The sequence below is a fragment of the Microbulbifer sp. MI-G genome (assembly GCF_030440425.1).
GTDB classification, from domain to species: domain Bacteria; phylum Pseudomonadota; class Gammaproteobacteria; order Pseudomonadales; family Cellvibrionaceae; genus Microbulbifer; species Microbulbifer spongiae.
The window spans coordinates 2,387,198-2,403,346 of record NZ_CP098023.1; the positions used below are offsets into that span (position 1 = coordinate 2,387,198).

At 58.0% G+C, this 16,149-nt stretch carries 9 protein-coding genes and 1 pseudogene; 7 read left to right on the forward strand and 3 right to left on the reverse strand.

The features are described 5' to 3' along the window. Nucleotides 1-9: 9 nt before the first annotated feature. From M8T91_RS09970 to M8T91_RS09985, 4 genes are all read left to right on the forward strand, one after another. The gene (locus tag M8T91_RS09970) at nucleotides 10-1,194 is read left to right on the forward strand and encodes an acyl-CoA dehydrogenase (RefSeq protein WP_301413941.1); all 1,185 of its coding nucleotides are present in this window, start codon (nucleotides 10-12) and stop codon (nucleotides 1,192-1,194) included. 144 nt (nucleotides 1,195-1,338) lie between these two features. Continuing rightward, on the forward strand, nucleotides 1,339-1,956 hold the full coding sequence (locus M8T91_RS09975; protein ID WP_301413942.1) for a trimeric intracellular cation channel family protein: 618 nt from the start codon (nucleotides 1,339-1,341) through the stop codon (nucleotides 1,954-1,956). A gap of 56 nt (nucleotides 1,957-2,012) precedes the next feature. Next, entirely contained in the window at nucleotides 2,013-3,638 is a 1,626-nt protein-coding gene (locus tag M8T91_RS09980) for an alpha/beta fold hydrolase (protein WP_301413944.1), read from the forward strand. Between the two features lie 45 nt (nucleotides 3,639-3,683). Continuing rightward, the gene (locus tag M8T91_RS09985) at nucleotides 3,684-4,526 is read left to right on the forward strand and encodes a sulfurtransferase (RefSeq protein WP_301413946.1); all 843 of its coding nucleotides are present in this window, start codon (nucleotides 3,684-3,686) and stop codon (nucleotides 4,524-4,526) included. Nucleotides 4,527-4,623: 97 nt separating this feature from the next. Here M8T91_RS09985 and msrA read toward each other — a convergent pair whose 3' ends face one another. Beyond that, entirely contained in the window at nucleotides 4,624-5,247 is a 624-nt protein-coding gene (msrA, locus tag M8T91_RS09990) for a peptide-methionine (S)-S-oxide reductase MsrA (protein WP_301413948.1), read from the reverse strand. Nucleotides 5,248-5,412: 165 nt separating this feature from the next. Between msrA and M8T91_RS09995 the strand changes: the two genes are divergently transcribed. Beyond that, on the forward strand, nucleotides 5,413-5,919 hold the full coding sequence (locus tag M8T91_RS09995) for a J domain-containing protein (protein ID WP_301413949.1): 507 nt from the start codon (nucleotides 5,413-5,415) through the stop codon (nucleotides 5,917-5,919). Nucleotides 5,920-6,157: 238 nt separating this feature from the next. Here the strand turns inward: M8T91_RS09995 and M8T91_RS10000 are convergent, their stop codons facing one another. After that, nucleotides 6,158-6,859: a DUF599 domain-containing protein gene (locus M8T91_RS10000; RefSeq protein WP_301413950.1), complete on the reverse strand. Its 702-nt coding sequence runs from the start codon at nucleotides 6,857-6,859 to the stop codon at nucleotides 6,158-6,160. A gap of 174 nt (nucleotides 6,860-7,033) precedes the next feature. Here M8T91_RS10000 and M8T91_RS10005 point away from each other — a divergent pair. After that, nucleotides 7,034-9,939 (forward strand): annotated as a pseudogene (locus tag M8T91_RS10005) (insulinase family protein). 443 nt (nucleotides 9,940-10,382) lie between these two features. Here the strand turns inward: M8T91_RS10005 and M8T91_RS10010 are convergent. Continuing rightward, nucleotides 10,383-12,560 (reverse strand): TonB-dependent receptor, encoded by a 2,178-nt coding sequence (locus M8T91_RS10010; protein ID WP_301413951.1) that lies wholly within the window; start codon nucleotides 12,558-12,560, stop codon nucleotides 10,383-10,385. A 217-nt stretch (nucleotides 12,561-12,777) separates the two neighbouring features. On the opposite strand from M8T91_RS10010, the gene M8T91_RS10015 reads away from it, so the two are divergent. Continuing rightward, entirely contained in the window at nucleotides 12,778-16,116 is a 3,339-nt protein-coding gene (locus M8T91_RS10015) for a PAS domain-containing hybrid sensor histidine kinase/response regulator (protein ID WP_301413952.1), read from the forward strand. Nucleotides 16,117-16,149 lie beyond the last annotated feature (33 nt).

Genomic DNA, 16,149 nt, shown 5'->3' on the forward strand with positions numbered 1-16,149 from the left:
AGACAAAGCATGAGTAAACATCAGCCCCTCGCCCACTGGGACGATATCTTGCTGCTGGACCAACAGCTGACCGACGAAGAGCGCATGGTGCGCGACGCTGCACGCGAGTACTGCCAGAGCAAACTGATGCCGAGGATTCTGGAGGCCAACCGCCACGAAATCTTTGATCGGGAGATCCTGCGGGAAATGGGTGCACTGGGTCTGCTCGGCGCCACTATCGACGGCTATGGTTGCGCCGGCCTCAACTACGTCTGCTACGGCCTGGTAGCGCGCGAAGTGGAACGCGTGGATTCCGGTTACCGCTCCGCTATGAGTGTGCAGTCCAGCCTGGTGATGCACCCCATCTATGCCTACGGCAGCGAAGAACAAAAGCAGAAGTACCTGCCCAAGCTGGCCACCGGTGAGTGGATCGGTTGCTTCGGCCTGACCGAGCCGGATGCGGGCTCCGACCCCGGCGGTATGAAAACCCGCGCCAGGAAAGTGGATGGCGGCTATCGCCTGAGCGGCGCCAAGATGTGGATCACCAACAGCCCCATCGCCGATGTCTTTGTAGTGTGGGCGAAAGACGATGAGGATATTATTCGCGGCTTTGTACTCGAGCAGGGTATGGAGGGCCTGTCCGCGCCGAAAATCGAGGGCAAGTTCTCCCTGCGCGCCTCCATCACCGGGGAAATTGTCATGGACAATGTATTCGTTCCGGAAGAGAACAAGTTCCCACACATTGGCGGCCTGCGCGGCCCATTCGGCTGCCTTAACCGCGCCCGTTACGGCATCTCCTGGGGCACCATGGGCGCCGGTGAATTCTGCTGGCACGCAGCCCGCCAGTACGGCCTGGATCGCAAGCAGTTTAACCGTCCACTTGCCCAGACCCAGCTGTTCCAGAAAAAACTGGCCGACATGCAAACTGAAATCGCGCTCGGACTGCAGGCATCCCTGCGGGTGGGACGGATTATGGATGAAAACAGGCAGTTCGACCCCACCATGATCTCCCTGGTGAAGCGCAACAATTGCGGCAAGGCGCTGGATATCGCCCGTGTGGCCCGCGATATGCACGGTGGCAACGGGATTGCCGACGAGTTCCACGTCATTCGCCACGTGATGAACCTGGAAGCAGTCAACACCTACGAAGGCACCCACGACGTACACGCTTTGATCCTCGGCCGCGCCCAGACCGGGCTGCAGGCCTTTGTCTGAACTTGCTGGCGGTTACCCGACCGGGCCCGACCGCGGGCCCCCTGTCGTCAAGCCCGACGCCCTATTGTGCCTGCCGTCTCTCCCCTTGCCAGACCATGAGTGTTATCCTGCCCTGCCTCGCGAGTCTGCAGGTTTAACGACGTTATGGATCAGTTGCTGGATGGGTTTGACCTGATCGGCATAGTGGTATTTGCCTTCAGCGGCGTGCTTGCCGCGGGGCACAAGCAGATGGACCTGTTCGGTGCGGTGGTGCTCGCCTGTGTTACCGCCACCGGTGGCGGCACGACCAGGGATATCATCCTGAATCTCCCGGTATTCTGGCTGCAGGACACTTACTATTTGTGGATTGCCGCAACTACCGGTGTGCTCAGCTTTTATCTGATACGCTACCTACAAGTGCCCATGCGCCTGCTGATGTTGGCCGACGCCATCGGACTCGCCGTATTTGTCGTGATCGGTACGCAGAAAACATTGGAGCTTGGCTACTCAGCCACGATTGCCATCGTGATGGGCGTGATGACCGGCACTGTAGGCGGTGTGATCCGGGACCTGCTGTGCGGTGATATTCCCCTGTTGCTGCGCCGTGAGATCTACGCCACCGCGGCGCTCAGCGGCGCCAGCGTTCTGGTTTTTCTGGATGCCAGCGACAAATTGGCGGGAGACCTGATTGTTGCTATTGCCATGCTTGTCACCTTGTCAATTCGCCTGGCCGCCCTGCGCTGGAACCTGTCGGCTCCCATTGCGCGGGTTGGCCACCGTTAAACGGTACCGGGGAAGATCGCTCTAAAAACCCATTACAGCTCAAAGGAATGCGTTCAGTGCACACTTTCCGCCCGTTCACCGCCGTATCCGTTCTGCTCTGCCTGCTGGTCGGAGCCTGCGAGCGGGCCGGCCAACAGCAACAGCCCGGGCAGGCCGCGCAGGATGAGGCCCATACCCGCTTGATTCCCAAACCCTGCTGGTTTGAAACCGGTGACACCTGGCCCCTGACCCAGTGTTTTATGGTGGAGGTCCCGGAGGACTACACCCATCCATCCAAACGCAAAATCCACTTTCCCGTCGTACGCTTTCACGCCAAGAAACCAAACCCCAACAAGGCGCCCCTGCTGCACCTGGGTGCCGGCGGCCCGGGCGCCAGCATGGGCCTGGAGCCGGAAAATGCCAGCGATTGGCTGTGGCTTAACTATGCGGCCATGTCAGTAGAGGATGGCCGCGACCTAATAGTGATTGACCCCCGCGGCACCGGTATGGCACAGCCGCGCCTCACCTGCAGGGAATTTATTGAGGATGCCCGGACCGCCTTTCAACGCAACCTTTCCCCGGAAGAGGAGGCCCGTGTATTCACTTTCAGTATGGAGCGTTGCTATAGCCGCCTGAGCAAGGGCAGCGATATGGCCCAGTACAACAGCGCCACCATCGCCAGGGACGTGGAGGCACTGCGCGTGCTGCTCGGCATCGATAGTTTTGACCTCTACGGGGTATCCTACGCTGCCCGCTACGCTCTCACCTATGCGCGGGATTACCCTCAATCGGTGCGCGCGCTGGTACTCAACAGTGCTGTGTTCCCCAATATCGTCTATGCCCAGCAGCTGGCCCAGGACTCTCTGACAGCCTATGAGCGCGGCTTGAAACACTGTGTCCAGCATAAAACCTGCAACAGCCGCTATCCGAACCTGCGCCGCCGTCTGGAGAATCTGGTGCAGACCCTGGACGAAACGCCTCGTACCATTTCCATCAAGCACCGTTACTCTGACCAGCGCTACCCCTTTGTCCTCACAGGACAGCGCTTGCTGCGGGTCCTGTTTCAGGCACTGTACAACGAGCAATTCTACAGCGAACTGCCAAAACTGATCGCGGGGCTGGAAAACCCCGATGATAAAGAACTCAAACCCGCTCAGAAAGCCATTGGAGACTTTATGGACATCGTGCTGGATCCCTACTTTGGCGATGCCGCCGGCGTCAGTCACTTCTGTTACGAGGAAGCTCCCTTTGTGGATTTTGAGCAGGCCCGCGCCAATGCCGCCAAAACCGGTATCCTGGGAGGGGCTGCACGTTCGGACCTGAGCCTGCTGCAGTTACAATGCCGTATTTGGGCCATCCCCTCCGCCCCACTGATGGAATCGCAGGCCATTGCCACACCAGCCCCGGTCATGGTGCTGCACGGCGGCCTGGACCCGGTGCTGTCCCCGGAAGACGTGAATACTGCGCGCAAGGCATTGCCCAACCACCAGTGGCTGCTGTTCCCACAACTGGCCCACGATATTATTTCGGCGAGCAACTGCGCCGAACAGGCCGCCGCGCGCTTTCTCAACAACCCGATGGAAGATCAGACCCAGGCCGCCCTGATCTGTCGCCAGCAGGAGTTGAACCACCAGCAAGCAGCGAAACCGCAGCAGACAGAAGCGCTGCCCGCACAATCATCGACACCGGAAAGCGGACTTTGATCAGCCCATATTTTCTCTGGGCGACACAAATCCTGGAACAACGCAATGGAAAAGAACAGTGATGACCCGCTAATCGAAGTGGCGGCGCTCACTCGGTTGCAGGCGTGTGCGGATCCGGTGATTCTGGACTGCCGCTACGCATTGTCAGATCCCGACAAGGGTGCACGGGCCTTTGCCAACGGGCATATTCCCGGAGCCCACTATGCCAGCCTGCACAGGGATCTCTCAGCGCCCCTGCAGCGATACGGGGGCCGCCATCCCCTGCCAAGCAGCGCACAGTTCCAGCAGTTAGCACGCAAACTGGGCGTGTGCCGTACTACACCCGTGGTTGTTTATGACGATAACCGTCTGGGTTTTGCCGCGCGGGCCTGGTTCCTGTTTTTCTTTTTTGGCCATAAAAGCATCCATATTCTGAATGGTGGCCTGCAAGCCTGGAAGGATGCGGGCCAACCCCTGGAAACCCGTGCGCCCGCTCCGCGCCCGGCGGGTGATTTCAAACCTGAGCCACAGGAAAACCTGCTGGTTCACTATGCACAGGTAAAGGCCGGGCTGCACACTGCTTCCTGGCAATTGGTCGATGCGCGCGATCGCGAGCGCTTTGCGGGCCTGAAGGAGTCCATCGACCCCATCGCCGGCCATATCCCCACCGCCATTAACAGTCCCTGGCAGGAAATCACCGAGACTGCGAGCGGTAAGGTAAAATCCCCCGAGGCCTTGCGCAAACAGTGGGAGTCTCTCTCAAACGGTCGGCCACTGCTCAACTACTGTGGCTCCGGAGTGACCGCCTGTGTGAATTTTTTTGCCCAATACCTGGCCGGCCGGCGCAACTCCCTGCTCTACCCCGGCAGTTGGAGCGACTGGTGCGCGCACCAGCGGGGGCGTCATTAACGCCAAATGCCCACTGGAGAAATGCGCAAGCGCGGAGCCGGGGGCGGCAGTTCGCAAAGCACACCGGGACGGCGGCGCCGAGGTACCCCTCCTGGCTTCAGTCATGCATGGGATTGCTCAGCAGTGGACAAACCGCCTCTTTGTTTTTCGCCATGTACTGCTGGTGATACTCCTCGGCGTAGTAGAAATCCGGAGCCATACTGATTTCAGTAGTGATCCTGCCGCGATTTTTTGCATCCAGCGCTTCCTGGATTGCCGCTTTACTGGCTTCGGCTGCTTCTTTCTGCGTTTCGGAATAGCAGAAGATACAGGAGCGATACTGTGAGCCGATATCATTGCCCTGGCGCATTCCCTGGGTGGGGTCGTGCCGGTCCCAGAAAAGACCCAGCAACTCCGCATAGCTGACAACTGTGGGATCGTAAACAACTTTGACCACCTCGGCGTGCCCGGTGCGCCCACTGCATACCTCGTCGTAATTGGGGTTCTCGGTAGCGCCATCGGTATAACCAACAGCGGTGGCAAAGACACCCTCAGTTTCCCAGAATAAGCGCTCGGCGCCCCAGAAACAGCCCATGCCAAACAAGGCAACTTCCGTACCCTCGGGAAATGGCTCCTTGATGGGATTGCCATTGACAAAGTGGACACCACTGATTTCCATCGGTTGTGGCCGGCCGGGCAAAATCTGATCTGCATCCGGTATCTGGAACTTGTCGTATTGCATACTGTTGTCTCAAGTGCTGAAATTTTCTTTCATCAGGATAGCCATAAGCCGCTGATCTGCCCAGAGCCATACTTAGGCTAAATCCACCCAACTATCAAATAGATAAGAGAGCTATTTGATCCATACCCTAAAATGTTCGCCGATTAACAATATAAGGAGCCGTCATTGGCACGCTTAATTCTTCTGTTTCTCATTTTGATCGCCGCCTGGATTATCTGGCAGAAAATCAAGTCCAGCGCACCGGGGAACCGACGCAAACAGCTCTTCCTTGCCGCTGTACTGGGTGCAGCCGTGATTGTGGTCATTCTGGCCCTGAGCGGGCGGCTGCACTGGGTTGGCGCGGCTGCCCTGCTGATACTGCCGGTGCTTGGACGTCTGCTCAACCAGCTCCCCCGCCTGCTGCCATGGCTGTCACCGCTGCTGCAAAAATACACCCAAAGCCGCCAATCACCCGGGCAACAGCAGCGCAAAGCTGAGCACCGCCAGGCGGGGCCCCCGCTTACCGAGGGCGAGGCCCGGCGTATCCTCGGGGTTGGCGCCAATGCCGGACGGGATGAGATTGTCGGTGCCCACCGCAGGCTGATGCAAAAGCTGCACCCGGATCGCGGTGGTAACGACTACCTGGCATCGCGCGTCAACGCTGCCAAGGAGTTTCTGCTGCGTATACTTTAGGTTTCTCTGCCAGGCTTTGCGAATAAAAGGGGCCGGCAGCGCTTCCACTGTCACTGGGAATCTGCCGGGACAGAAGCCAGTTCCGCTGTAGTGTTCGCCTCCACATCCTCCCTGCTGGTGTGATTTACTCCGCTGTTCCGTCGGCAAAACAGCGACGCGATTACGCTAGCGCCAGCACACCTTGACAAAGACTTTAAAAATCATCGGAAACTCACTGTTTTTACTTGATTTTTTAAACTCAATTACCTTTCAGAATGCCCTCCCTAGCCGCCAGGATTGATCTCAATGCGCGGGACAGAAATTCGCGGCGGTAGAGTATATAGACCACTATAAGGTAACTGGCGATAAACAGGACAGGGTGAATAAACCACCCCAATACAGACATGGAGAAGTAATAGGACCGCAGCCCATAGTTGTAACTGTGGCCCGCATGGTCAATCACTTTGGCGGCATTGATGGCAAAACAGCGCCGCTCCTTTTCAGAAAGAGTGCTATTTTGTGCAGGTGTGGCGCCGATAAGCACATTAGCGAAGGAGTATTGACGCAGAGACCATGTGAAATTGAAGAAGGCAAAGATGTAAATCAGGATTAGCAATATCACCTTGAGTTCAAACTGCTCAACCGTTGTGGGCTCAGCGAAAGGCAGACTGGTCAGCACTGCAATAGCGGCCTTGTTGGCCGTCAGTGCAGTGACCAGACCCGCCAGAATCAGAATACTAGTGGAGGCGAAAAAGCCGATTACCCGCTCGAGGTTGCCCAGTATGGCGGTATCCGCCATGCGCAGTTCCCGATCCAGCATACGCAGCATCCACTCCACCCGAAACCATCGCAAAGAGGAGGAGAGGCACCAGGTTTCCCTGGCTTTTTTTCGTGCAAATAAGGTGTAGCCTACCCAGGTGATAAAAAAGCCTGAGACACTGGCAATATCCAACCAGGACAACCGCGATCTCCCTGTTCGTCTACATTTATGCCGAAGCCTTGGCGGGCCGAACCTTCGCCATGCCGGCGCCCCTGTCAACACTGTCTTTCCGATGCCTGCAAGCGGTAGAATAGCGCCCTTTCGACGGCGGCGGAGGCCGGCGGCAAGATTCAAATAACTCCAGGAAACTGTCCTTTGAGCAACTCACATCCCGCATTTGAACTGGTTACCAACGCAGAAATCGATTCTCTCGGCGTGTGCGTCGAGGAATATCGCCATGTCACCACCGGTGCCCAGCACCTGCATATTGCCGCAGACAACCCGGAGAATGTTTTCCTGTTGGCACTGCGCACAGTGCCCGGGGACTCCACCGGAGTGGCGCATATCCTTGAGCACACCGCACTGTGTGGCAGTGACAAGTATCCGGTGCGGGATCCCTTCTTTATGATGATCCGCCGCTCTCTCAATACCTTTATGAACGCTTTCACCAGTTCCGACTGGACCGCCTACCCCTTTGCCAGCCAGAATCGCAAGGATTTCGACAACCTGCTCAGCGTTTATTTGGATGCGGTTTTCTTTGCGCGACTGGACCCACTGGATTTTGCCCAGGAAGGGCATCGACTGGAATTCTCCGAAGCCGGTAACCCCGACAGCGATCTGGTGTACAAGGGTGTGGTCTTTAATGAGATGAAAGGCGCCATGAGTTCCGTCAGCGCCCAGCTTTGGCACACCCTCAGTAAGTATCTGTTCCCCACCACCACTTATCACTACAACTCCGGTGGTGAACCAACCGATATCCCCAAACTCAGTTACGAACAGCTGGTCGCTTTTTATCGCAGCCACTATCACCCGAGCAACGCTATCTTTATGACCTTCGGCGATATTCCCGCCGCAGAGCACCAGGCGGCATTCGAGGAAAGGGCCCTGCACAAGTTCGAGCAACTGGAAAAAGCCATCGCTGTCGGCCGCGAGGATCGCTACCAGGCACCGCTCAAAGTGGAGGAACACTACCCCCTGAACGGCGAGGAACCCAGTGGCAAAACCCATATCGTCCTGAGCTGGCTGCTGGGTGATGTCACCGACCAGGAAGAGGCCCTGACGGCGCACCTGCTCGCCGGCGTACTGCTGGACAATAGCGCCTCACCCCTCATGAAACTGCTGGAGACCACCGATCTGGGCACTGCCCCCTCTCCGCTGGTGGGGCTGGATGATTCCCAGCGTGAACTGGTATTTGTCTGCGGTATTGAGGGCAGTGAACGGGAGCACGCCGACGAGTTCGAGAAACAGGTACTTGCAATACTGACAGAAGTTGCGCAAAACGGCATCCCCTACGAACAGGTTGCTGCAAGCTTGCACCAGTTGGAATTACAGCAGCGCGAGATTGGCGGCGACGGCTACCCCTATGGTTTGCAGCTGATCCTGACTGCCCTGACCGGCGCCACCCATCGCGGCGATGCCATCGGCCTGCTGAATATCGACACCACCCTGGAGAGACTGCGCGAACAGATCAAGGACCCGACCTTTATTGCCGGCAAAGCCCGTGCACTGCTGCTGGAAAACCAGCACCGTGTGCGCCTGGTACTGAGCCCCGATGACCAGCTGGCAACACGCCGCGCGCGGGCGGAAAAAGACCAGCTTGCGCAGATCAAATCGCGCCTCAGTGAAAAAGACCGAAGCCATATTATCGAGACCACCAGGGCGCTGGCAGACCGGCAAAACCGCGAGGACGATGCCTCAATCCTGCCAAAAGTTGGCGTTGAGGATATTCCCGCGGAACTGCCGGACGTAGAGGGTGAAAAGACCTCCTTGGGAGCGCAAAAACTGACCCGCTACAGCGCTGGTACCAACGGCCTTGTCTACCAGCAGATGGTGTGCGCCCTGCCGGAACTCAGTGAGGAGGAACACCAGCTGCTCCCCTACTACTGTCAAATCCTGAGTGAAGTTGGCCTGGGGGACAGAGACTACCTGCAAGTCCAGCAGTGGCAGACCCGCGTGGCCGGTGCATTGCACGGTTTCACCAGCAGCCGTACCGCCATCGACAACCTCGATACTCTATCCGGTCACTTTATCCTGTCCGGTAAAGCGCTGGCACGCAACCAGGGTGCATTGACCAACCTGATGCAGGCCACCATGGAGCAAGTGCGTTTCGATGAGTCCGCCCGCATCCGGGAATTACTGCAACAGACCCTGGCCCGCCGCGAGCAGGGCGTTGTCGACAATGGCCACGCCCTCGCCATGGCCGCGGCCAGCGCGGGGTACAATCGCGCCGCTTTTGAAAGCCACGCCAGTGGCGGTCTGCTCGGTTTGCGCAATCTCAAGGGGCTGGTACGCGATCTCGAGCACAAAGCAGGACTGCAGAAGCTCTCCACGCAGTTCCAGGCGATCCACCGGAAAATTCTTGCCGCACCACGCCAGTTCCTGTTGATTGGCGAGGCGGAAAAGCTCGACGACTTTAGCCAGGCCTTGTCGCCACTCACTGCCACCCCCACTGAAGCGCCAGCCAATCCCGAGGCACCTTTTGAATACAAACACATACAGGCCCTTTGGATCGTCAACAGCCAAGTAAATTTCTGTGCCAAGGCGTATGCCACTGTTCCGCTATCACATTCTGATGCAGCGCCGCTTTCCGTATTGGGTGGCTTTTTGCGCAATGGCTTCCTGCACCGCGCTATCCGCGAACGGGGGTGCCTATGGCAGTGGTGCGGCCCAGGACAGCAATATTGGTGTATTTCGCTTTTTCTCTTACCGAGACCCACGCCTGGGGAAACCCTGGACGATTTTGATGCGTCCCTGAAGTGGCTGGCAGCGGGGAAGCACAAAGCCGAACAGGTGGAAGAAGCGATTCTCGGCGTCATCGGCGGACTGGACAAGCCCGGCTCACCCGCCGGAGAGGCCAAAAGAATTTTCACTCCGCCCTGTACGGTCGCAGCCACGCAGTGCGCCAGGCGTTTCGCAAGCAGGTAACGGAGGTGACCCTGGCAGACCTGCAGCGAGTAGCCGCCACTTATCTGGACCCGAACAGGGCCAGCGTCGCCGTTGTTACCGGCCCCCAGGGCCGCAGTGGAGGCCTACAGCTGGGCCTGCTGGAAGAACAGCTCTAGCAAAGGTGCTTCACTGGTGTTGGTGTTAGCTGGGGGCCAGCGCACTTGCGATAGCATTGGGCTCAACCCGGAGGATTTTCTCCAGCAGGAACCGGTGACCCCGGTTCTGAAGTTGACCTACCCGGCCCAACCTGTCCCTGGAATAACCGGCAGCTTGTCCGTTACCCTGAGGGATATGTCCTTGTGTGGTTTGGGCAGAGCTTTGGTTTGCCCGGACTCGCCCCCACCACCTGACAGGAAATACGTTGTAGAGGCGACCAACCACCCCCCTCCCCGCCATTGGACAAGTGCCAGGGAACACCTGGAGCAGCTGAAAGCTAATTGACTTGCAGTTTACCGGTTTCTAGGACACAAAAAAGCCGCTCACAGAAGAGCGGCAGTAAATGCGCAGGTTTTCAACTGAATCTATCTCCAACCCGGTCAGCTGAGCGCCGGATCAAGCGCTAGAAATCGTAATTGAACGCCAATGCCAGGGTGCGCGGAGCGCCGTAAAAACCTGTTTGGAAAGGCGCGCCAAAATCATAACCGGCAATGCGGTAGGTTTTATCGCTGAGATTTTTACCGATCAGGCTGGCACTCCAGTTGCCTGATCCCGGGTAATAGGTTGCAGTGGCATCCACCAGGGTATAAGCCTTCTGATCGAGAATACCCGGCGTTTCAAAAATCTGCGTATCCGCACGGTAGGATACCGATGGATTGAACACCAGTTCGCCGTCGGCCATGGGGACAGACCAGTTCAACTGCACCATCGCTGTGGTATCTGGCGTATTCTGCATATCAAATGTATCGGCGATATTTTCACCGCCGCTCTGGAACTCGATAAATTTCGCATCAATTAGACCGAGGACCGCATTGGCCGTCAGATTGTCCGTCACCGCCAAAGAAGCTTCCAGCTCGAGGCCCTGGATACGGGCCTCGCCGGCATTCAGCACCGCACTGGCAAAACCGCCACCGGGAACCAGCGTCTGGGTGGTAACCTGCATATCCGTGTAATCGGCCCGGAACAGGGCGCCGTTAAGGCGCAGGCGGTTGCCCAGCAAATCCAGCTTCCAGCCCAATTCTGCACTGTCAACCGTTTCCGGGTCATAGCCGTCGACAGTTTCCGGATTTACGCTCGCATCTCCGCGCATATCAAAACCACCGGATTTAAAGCCCGCGCTGTAGGACAGATACACCATGGCATTGTCACTAATCTGGTAGTCGATACCCATACGCGGAGAAAACTGGCCCCAGTCGTTCTCACCGGTGTAATCCGTCAAAGCCGCCAGAAAAACCGGATCGGGGGTATCGGCATAGTAAAGGGCATGGGAAAAATCACTGCCGAGTCCCAAGTAGTTACCCTTAAATACCGCTGCCTGTTTTTTGTCTCTGGTGTAGCGGCCGCCCAGATTCAAGTTCCACTGGTCTGCAAACTGCCAATTGTAATGCGCATAGGCGGAAATACTCCGGGTATCCACCTTACCGGCCACTTTCTGGGTAAACCCGGCCGGCGCCGCAAGATAGCCCAGCACTGCATCGAAAGCGCCGGAGGCGGTACCGTCATAGTAGTAAATACCACCCACCAGATCTGCGTTATCCCCCTGCCACAAGAGCTGGAACTCCTGCGTAAACTGCTTGTCGTCGTAGATCGCAGGGACGTCAAACCAGGCACCCTGGGTGCTATCAAAATCGATCACAGTGTCGGTATTACCCTCCCGCCTGGCAGTGATGGACTTCACAGTAATCGCGCTGGAAACCTCATACTCGACGGCCAGGGATACACCGGAGGTCTCGACCAGGTTATCACTGGGCAAATTGGTCTCGGTATCATATACACTATCGAGGATCGGCTCACCGGCAAGGCCCGGACCAAAGCGGTGGCCGTGCTTTGAGGCGGACTTGTCCTTGGTATGATCCGCGGCCAGGCGCACCCACAGCCTCTCACTCGGATTGATTTCCACAGATATGCGACCGCTCACAATATCCTTGTTGTACTGGTCTTCACCGGTAATCACATTTTCGCCAAAGCCATCGCGCTGAAATGTGGCAACAGCACCGCTGACATAGACAGTATCCGATAGCGCGGTTTGCCCGGACACTTTCAGATCGCGCTGATTGTAACTGCCAAGGGCCGCGCTGAAGCTCAGTTCACTGTCACCGGTGAGGCGCTTGGTCACATATTTGACTGCACCGCCGATGGTATTTTTGCCGTACAGGGTACCCTGGGGACCACGCAGCACTTCAATGGAAGCCACGTCATACAAATCCATCACGGCGCCCTGGGGGCGAGCGATATAAATATCGTCGACATAAATACCAACACCCGGCTCGAAGCCCCACAGGGGGTCCTGCTGGCCAATACCGCGCACAAATGCCGTCAGCGTGGAATTGGTGCCCCGGCTGGTCTGCAAAGTGGTGTTGGGCGCAAGTTTTTGCAGGTCGGTAACATCGGTGACGCCATTTTGCTGTAGTGCATCCTCATCGAATGCACTCACGGCCACGGGTACCTCCTGCAGGGACTGTTGGCGTTTTTGTGCCGTCACGATAATTTCTTCCAGTACCGGTTCGGCAGAAGCGAAACTAACACCACTGGCCAGCAGAATGCCGGCAGCTAGCGGATTGAATTTGCTGTTGGGGCCCATGATCCTCTCCCTCAAGATCTAAATGATTCTTATTTCGGTATTACTGTGATCTGCAGAATATACAACCGATCCTGAACTCCGACTCTACCGACTTGTAGTGTCCTTGCCTGCTAGACCAAGGTATGAGTTCAAACTGCTGTGAACAGGTGCCTTTGGTGGCGACAGGTAGTATATTGGCTCTCAACGCGCTCAAATAATGACCAAATCGGATGCCGTTGTGTTTAGCTTGATGACTCTGGCTGTTTTGGGTCTGGCTTACCTGCTGCTGCTTTTCGCGGTGGCCTTTTGGGGAGACCGGCTACCAGTCCGCCGTATAGGTTCCGTCAAACCCCTACTGCTTGCCCTGGCCGGCACCTATACCAGTGCCTGGATGTTTTTCGGCACCCCGGCGCAGGCTGTTGAAGACGGCTGGTTGCTGCCCCCCACGTTTGTTGGCGCTACCCTAATGCTCGCTTTCGGCGCGCCCTTGCTGCGCCGCTTTGTCAAACTGACCAAGCAACAGGGCTGCACCTCTATCGCCGACTTTATCAGCGCCCAGTATGGCGGCTCGCAACTACTGGCAGCGGTGGTGGCGGCAGTCGCACTGGTGGCCGTATTGCCCTATTTGGCACTACAATTGCGTGCGATCAGTGACAGTTTCCTGCTGCTGACCGACGCCTCGGTATCTTTCACGCCCACTATCACACTGGTGATCGGAGTTACCCTGGGCCTGTTCGCATTGATGTTCGGTACCCGCAATATCGACAGCGGAGCGCACCGCAACGGCATGCTGATGGCCGTGGCGCTGGAGGCCCTGATAAAAATCCTCGCTTTTGTCGCTGTCGGCTACTATGCCACCCACCTGTTGTTCGATGGCCCCTGGGATCTTGCCCGCAGTGCACTCAACAGTGAGCGATTGCAACTGCTGGCGGCGAGCCGCCCGGCAGATACTGGCTTTTTTGCCACCATCGTGCTGGGTATGGCGGCCATGTTCTGTCTCCCGCGCCAGTTCCATATTCTGATGATCGAAAGCGACAGCGATAAGGATATCCACACGCTGCGCAAATTGATTCCATTCTACCTGGGTATACTGACCCTATTTATTGCTCCAGTGGGCTACGCTGGCTACCTTTGGCTGCCCGCTCACTACGATAACCCCGAGCGCTTCGTACTGGCTCTGCCGCTCGAAAGCGGGAATCCAGGCCTGGCACTCCTGGCGTTTATCGGTGGCCTGTCGGCCGGCGCCAGCATGATTATTGTCGCTACCATCGCCCTGTCCACCATGATTGCCAACACCATGGTGGTCCCCTGGTGGCTACAGCGGGCCCAGCAAACGCCGCAGCAGGCGCCGCAGCAGGCCTTGGGGCATAACCTGCGCCGGGTGCGCCGCGTGATTATCGCCGGCATTATGGGCTGTGCCCTGTTGGTGAATGCCAGCATGGGGGCAGAGGTCCGCCTGGGCACTTTTGGATTGTTGTCGCTGGTACTGGTAGCGCAATTGGCCCCGGCCATGATTGCGAGCCTCTATTGGCGCCGGGCGCGCGCTGAGGGCGTTGTTGCAGGGCTACTCGCCGGTACCGCTGTGTGGACAGTCTCTCCTCTGGCAAATGCCCTGGGATACCCAGACCTCTTGGGCAGGGCGCTCGGTTTCAGCGCGCTCACCATCGGTTGTGTACTGGGCCTGGGCCTGAACACCCTACTTTTGTGGTGTGTATCCCAATGGTACAACCACCACTCGACGACCACAGCCGCCCGTGACGAATCACCGGGCCAGTTGGATAAAAACGCCTTGTTTCGCCTGCTGGCGCGCTTTATCGGTGCCGATGCCGCGCACAAAACCTTTGCAGGGGTTAAAAACCGGCAAACTGGCGACAAAGCCCTCTTCACCCCGTACCGGGACATAACGGAAAAAGTACTCGCCGGTATTGTCGGCTCCTCCAGTGCACAGCGCCTGCTGCGGGAGCTGGGCAGCGCGAAAGCGCCGGCTATCGATGCGGCGTCGGAGATCTATCGATTTGGCCGCAGCCTGCTGCAGAGCAGTATCGACAATATTGAGCAGGGTATCAGCGTAATCGACGGCAACCTGAATCTGGTGGCCTGGAACCGCCGCTACCTGGCACTGTTTCACTACCCGGGGCCTTTGATCTATGTCGGCCAACCCGTCGCCGAGTTGGTGCGCTACAACGCCGAACGCGGTGAATGCGGCCCGGGCGCGGTCGAAGAGCACGTGCGCAAGCGGGTGGCGCATTTGCGCCGCGGCACCGCCTACAAGGTGCGCCGCTATCGCCGGGATGGCACGGTGCTGGAGATTCGCGGTATGCCATTGCCAGAAGGCGGCTTTGTCACCACTTACACCGATATTTCCGACTACGCGCACGCAGTTCGGGAACTGGAAGACATCCGCAATTCCCTGGAACAGAAAGTGTCTCAGCGCACCGCAGAAATTGAACGGGTCAACCGCGATTTACAGGAGGCCATGGCCAGTAAAACCCGCTTCCTGGCTTCGGCGAGCCACGACCTGGTACAACCGCTCAATGCCAGCCGGTTGTTCTTGGACGCACTGGCTGGACACGACCTGGACAGTGACAGCCGCACCCTGGTGCACCGAACCGACGATGCCCTGCATGCAGCTGAACGCCTGATTACCGACATGCTGCAACTGGCGCGGATGGACGCCGGAGATATCAAGCCACAACTGCAGCCGCTCGCCCTCTCCAGTATTCTCGATGTGGCAGTGGCCGAGGCCCGTTTGCAGTTGCGCCAAAAAGCGGGGCCAACGCTCCAGCTGCGCTATCGCCCCAGCTCGTACTGGGTGGCCAGCGACCCGAACATGTTGCGCCGGGTGGTGCAGAATCTGTTGGAGAATGCAATCAAATATACCCGCCACGGCGGTATTCTGATCGGTTGCCGCACCCGTGGAGATCACCTGTGCCTGGAAATCTGGGATACCGGCGTGGGCATTGCGCCAGAGCAGCAAAACGCTATCTTTGAAGAGTTTACCCGCCTGGGCGGTGCCAGTGAAGGCCACGGTTACGGCCTGGGTCTCGCCACCGTCAAGCGCCTGTGTCACCTGCTCAAAACCCCGCTGGCCCTGCGCTCGCGCGTGGGCCACGGCAGTGTCTTCAGGCTGAGCCTGACGAGAACCGGGGTGCTGCCCGGCCCCCCGGCGGTGGCAGTGACCGGTCCGGGGGCGGCGCAACCCATACACCTGCAGGTGCTGTGTATCGACAACGAACCGCGGGTACTGCAGGCCATGCAGGCGCTGTTGCAGGGGTGGGGTTGCGCGATCCGGGTCAGCACGGGCCGACAGACCCGGGACTTGACCCTGCCAGACGTTATGCTGATGGACTACCATCTCGACGATGCCACCAACGGCATCGCCCTGGCCCGGCAGTTGTTCGTGCAATGGGGAGGCGGCTGCCCCTGTATCGTGATCTCCGCTGAGAATACCGACCAGGTGCGCACCCGCGCCCAGCACGCTGGATTTTACTTTCTGCAAAAACCCATCCGGCCCGCCGCGCTGCGCGCTTTGCTGAGTAGCATCGCCCAGCAAAGCATTCCTACCAAGGTCGAATAGTCGGCGCACAGCGGGTGCGATAGCGTATGGTCT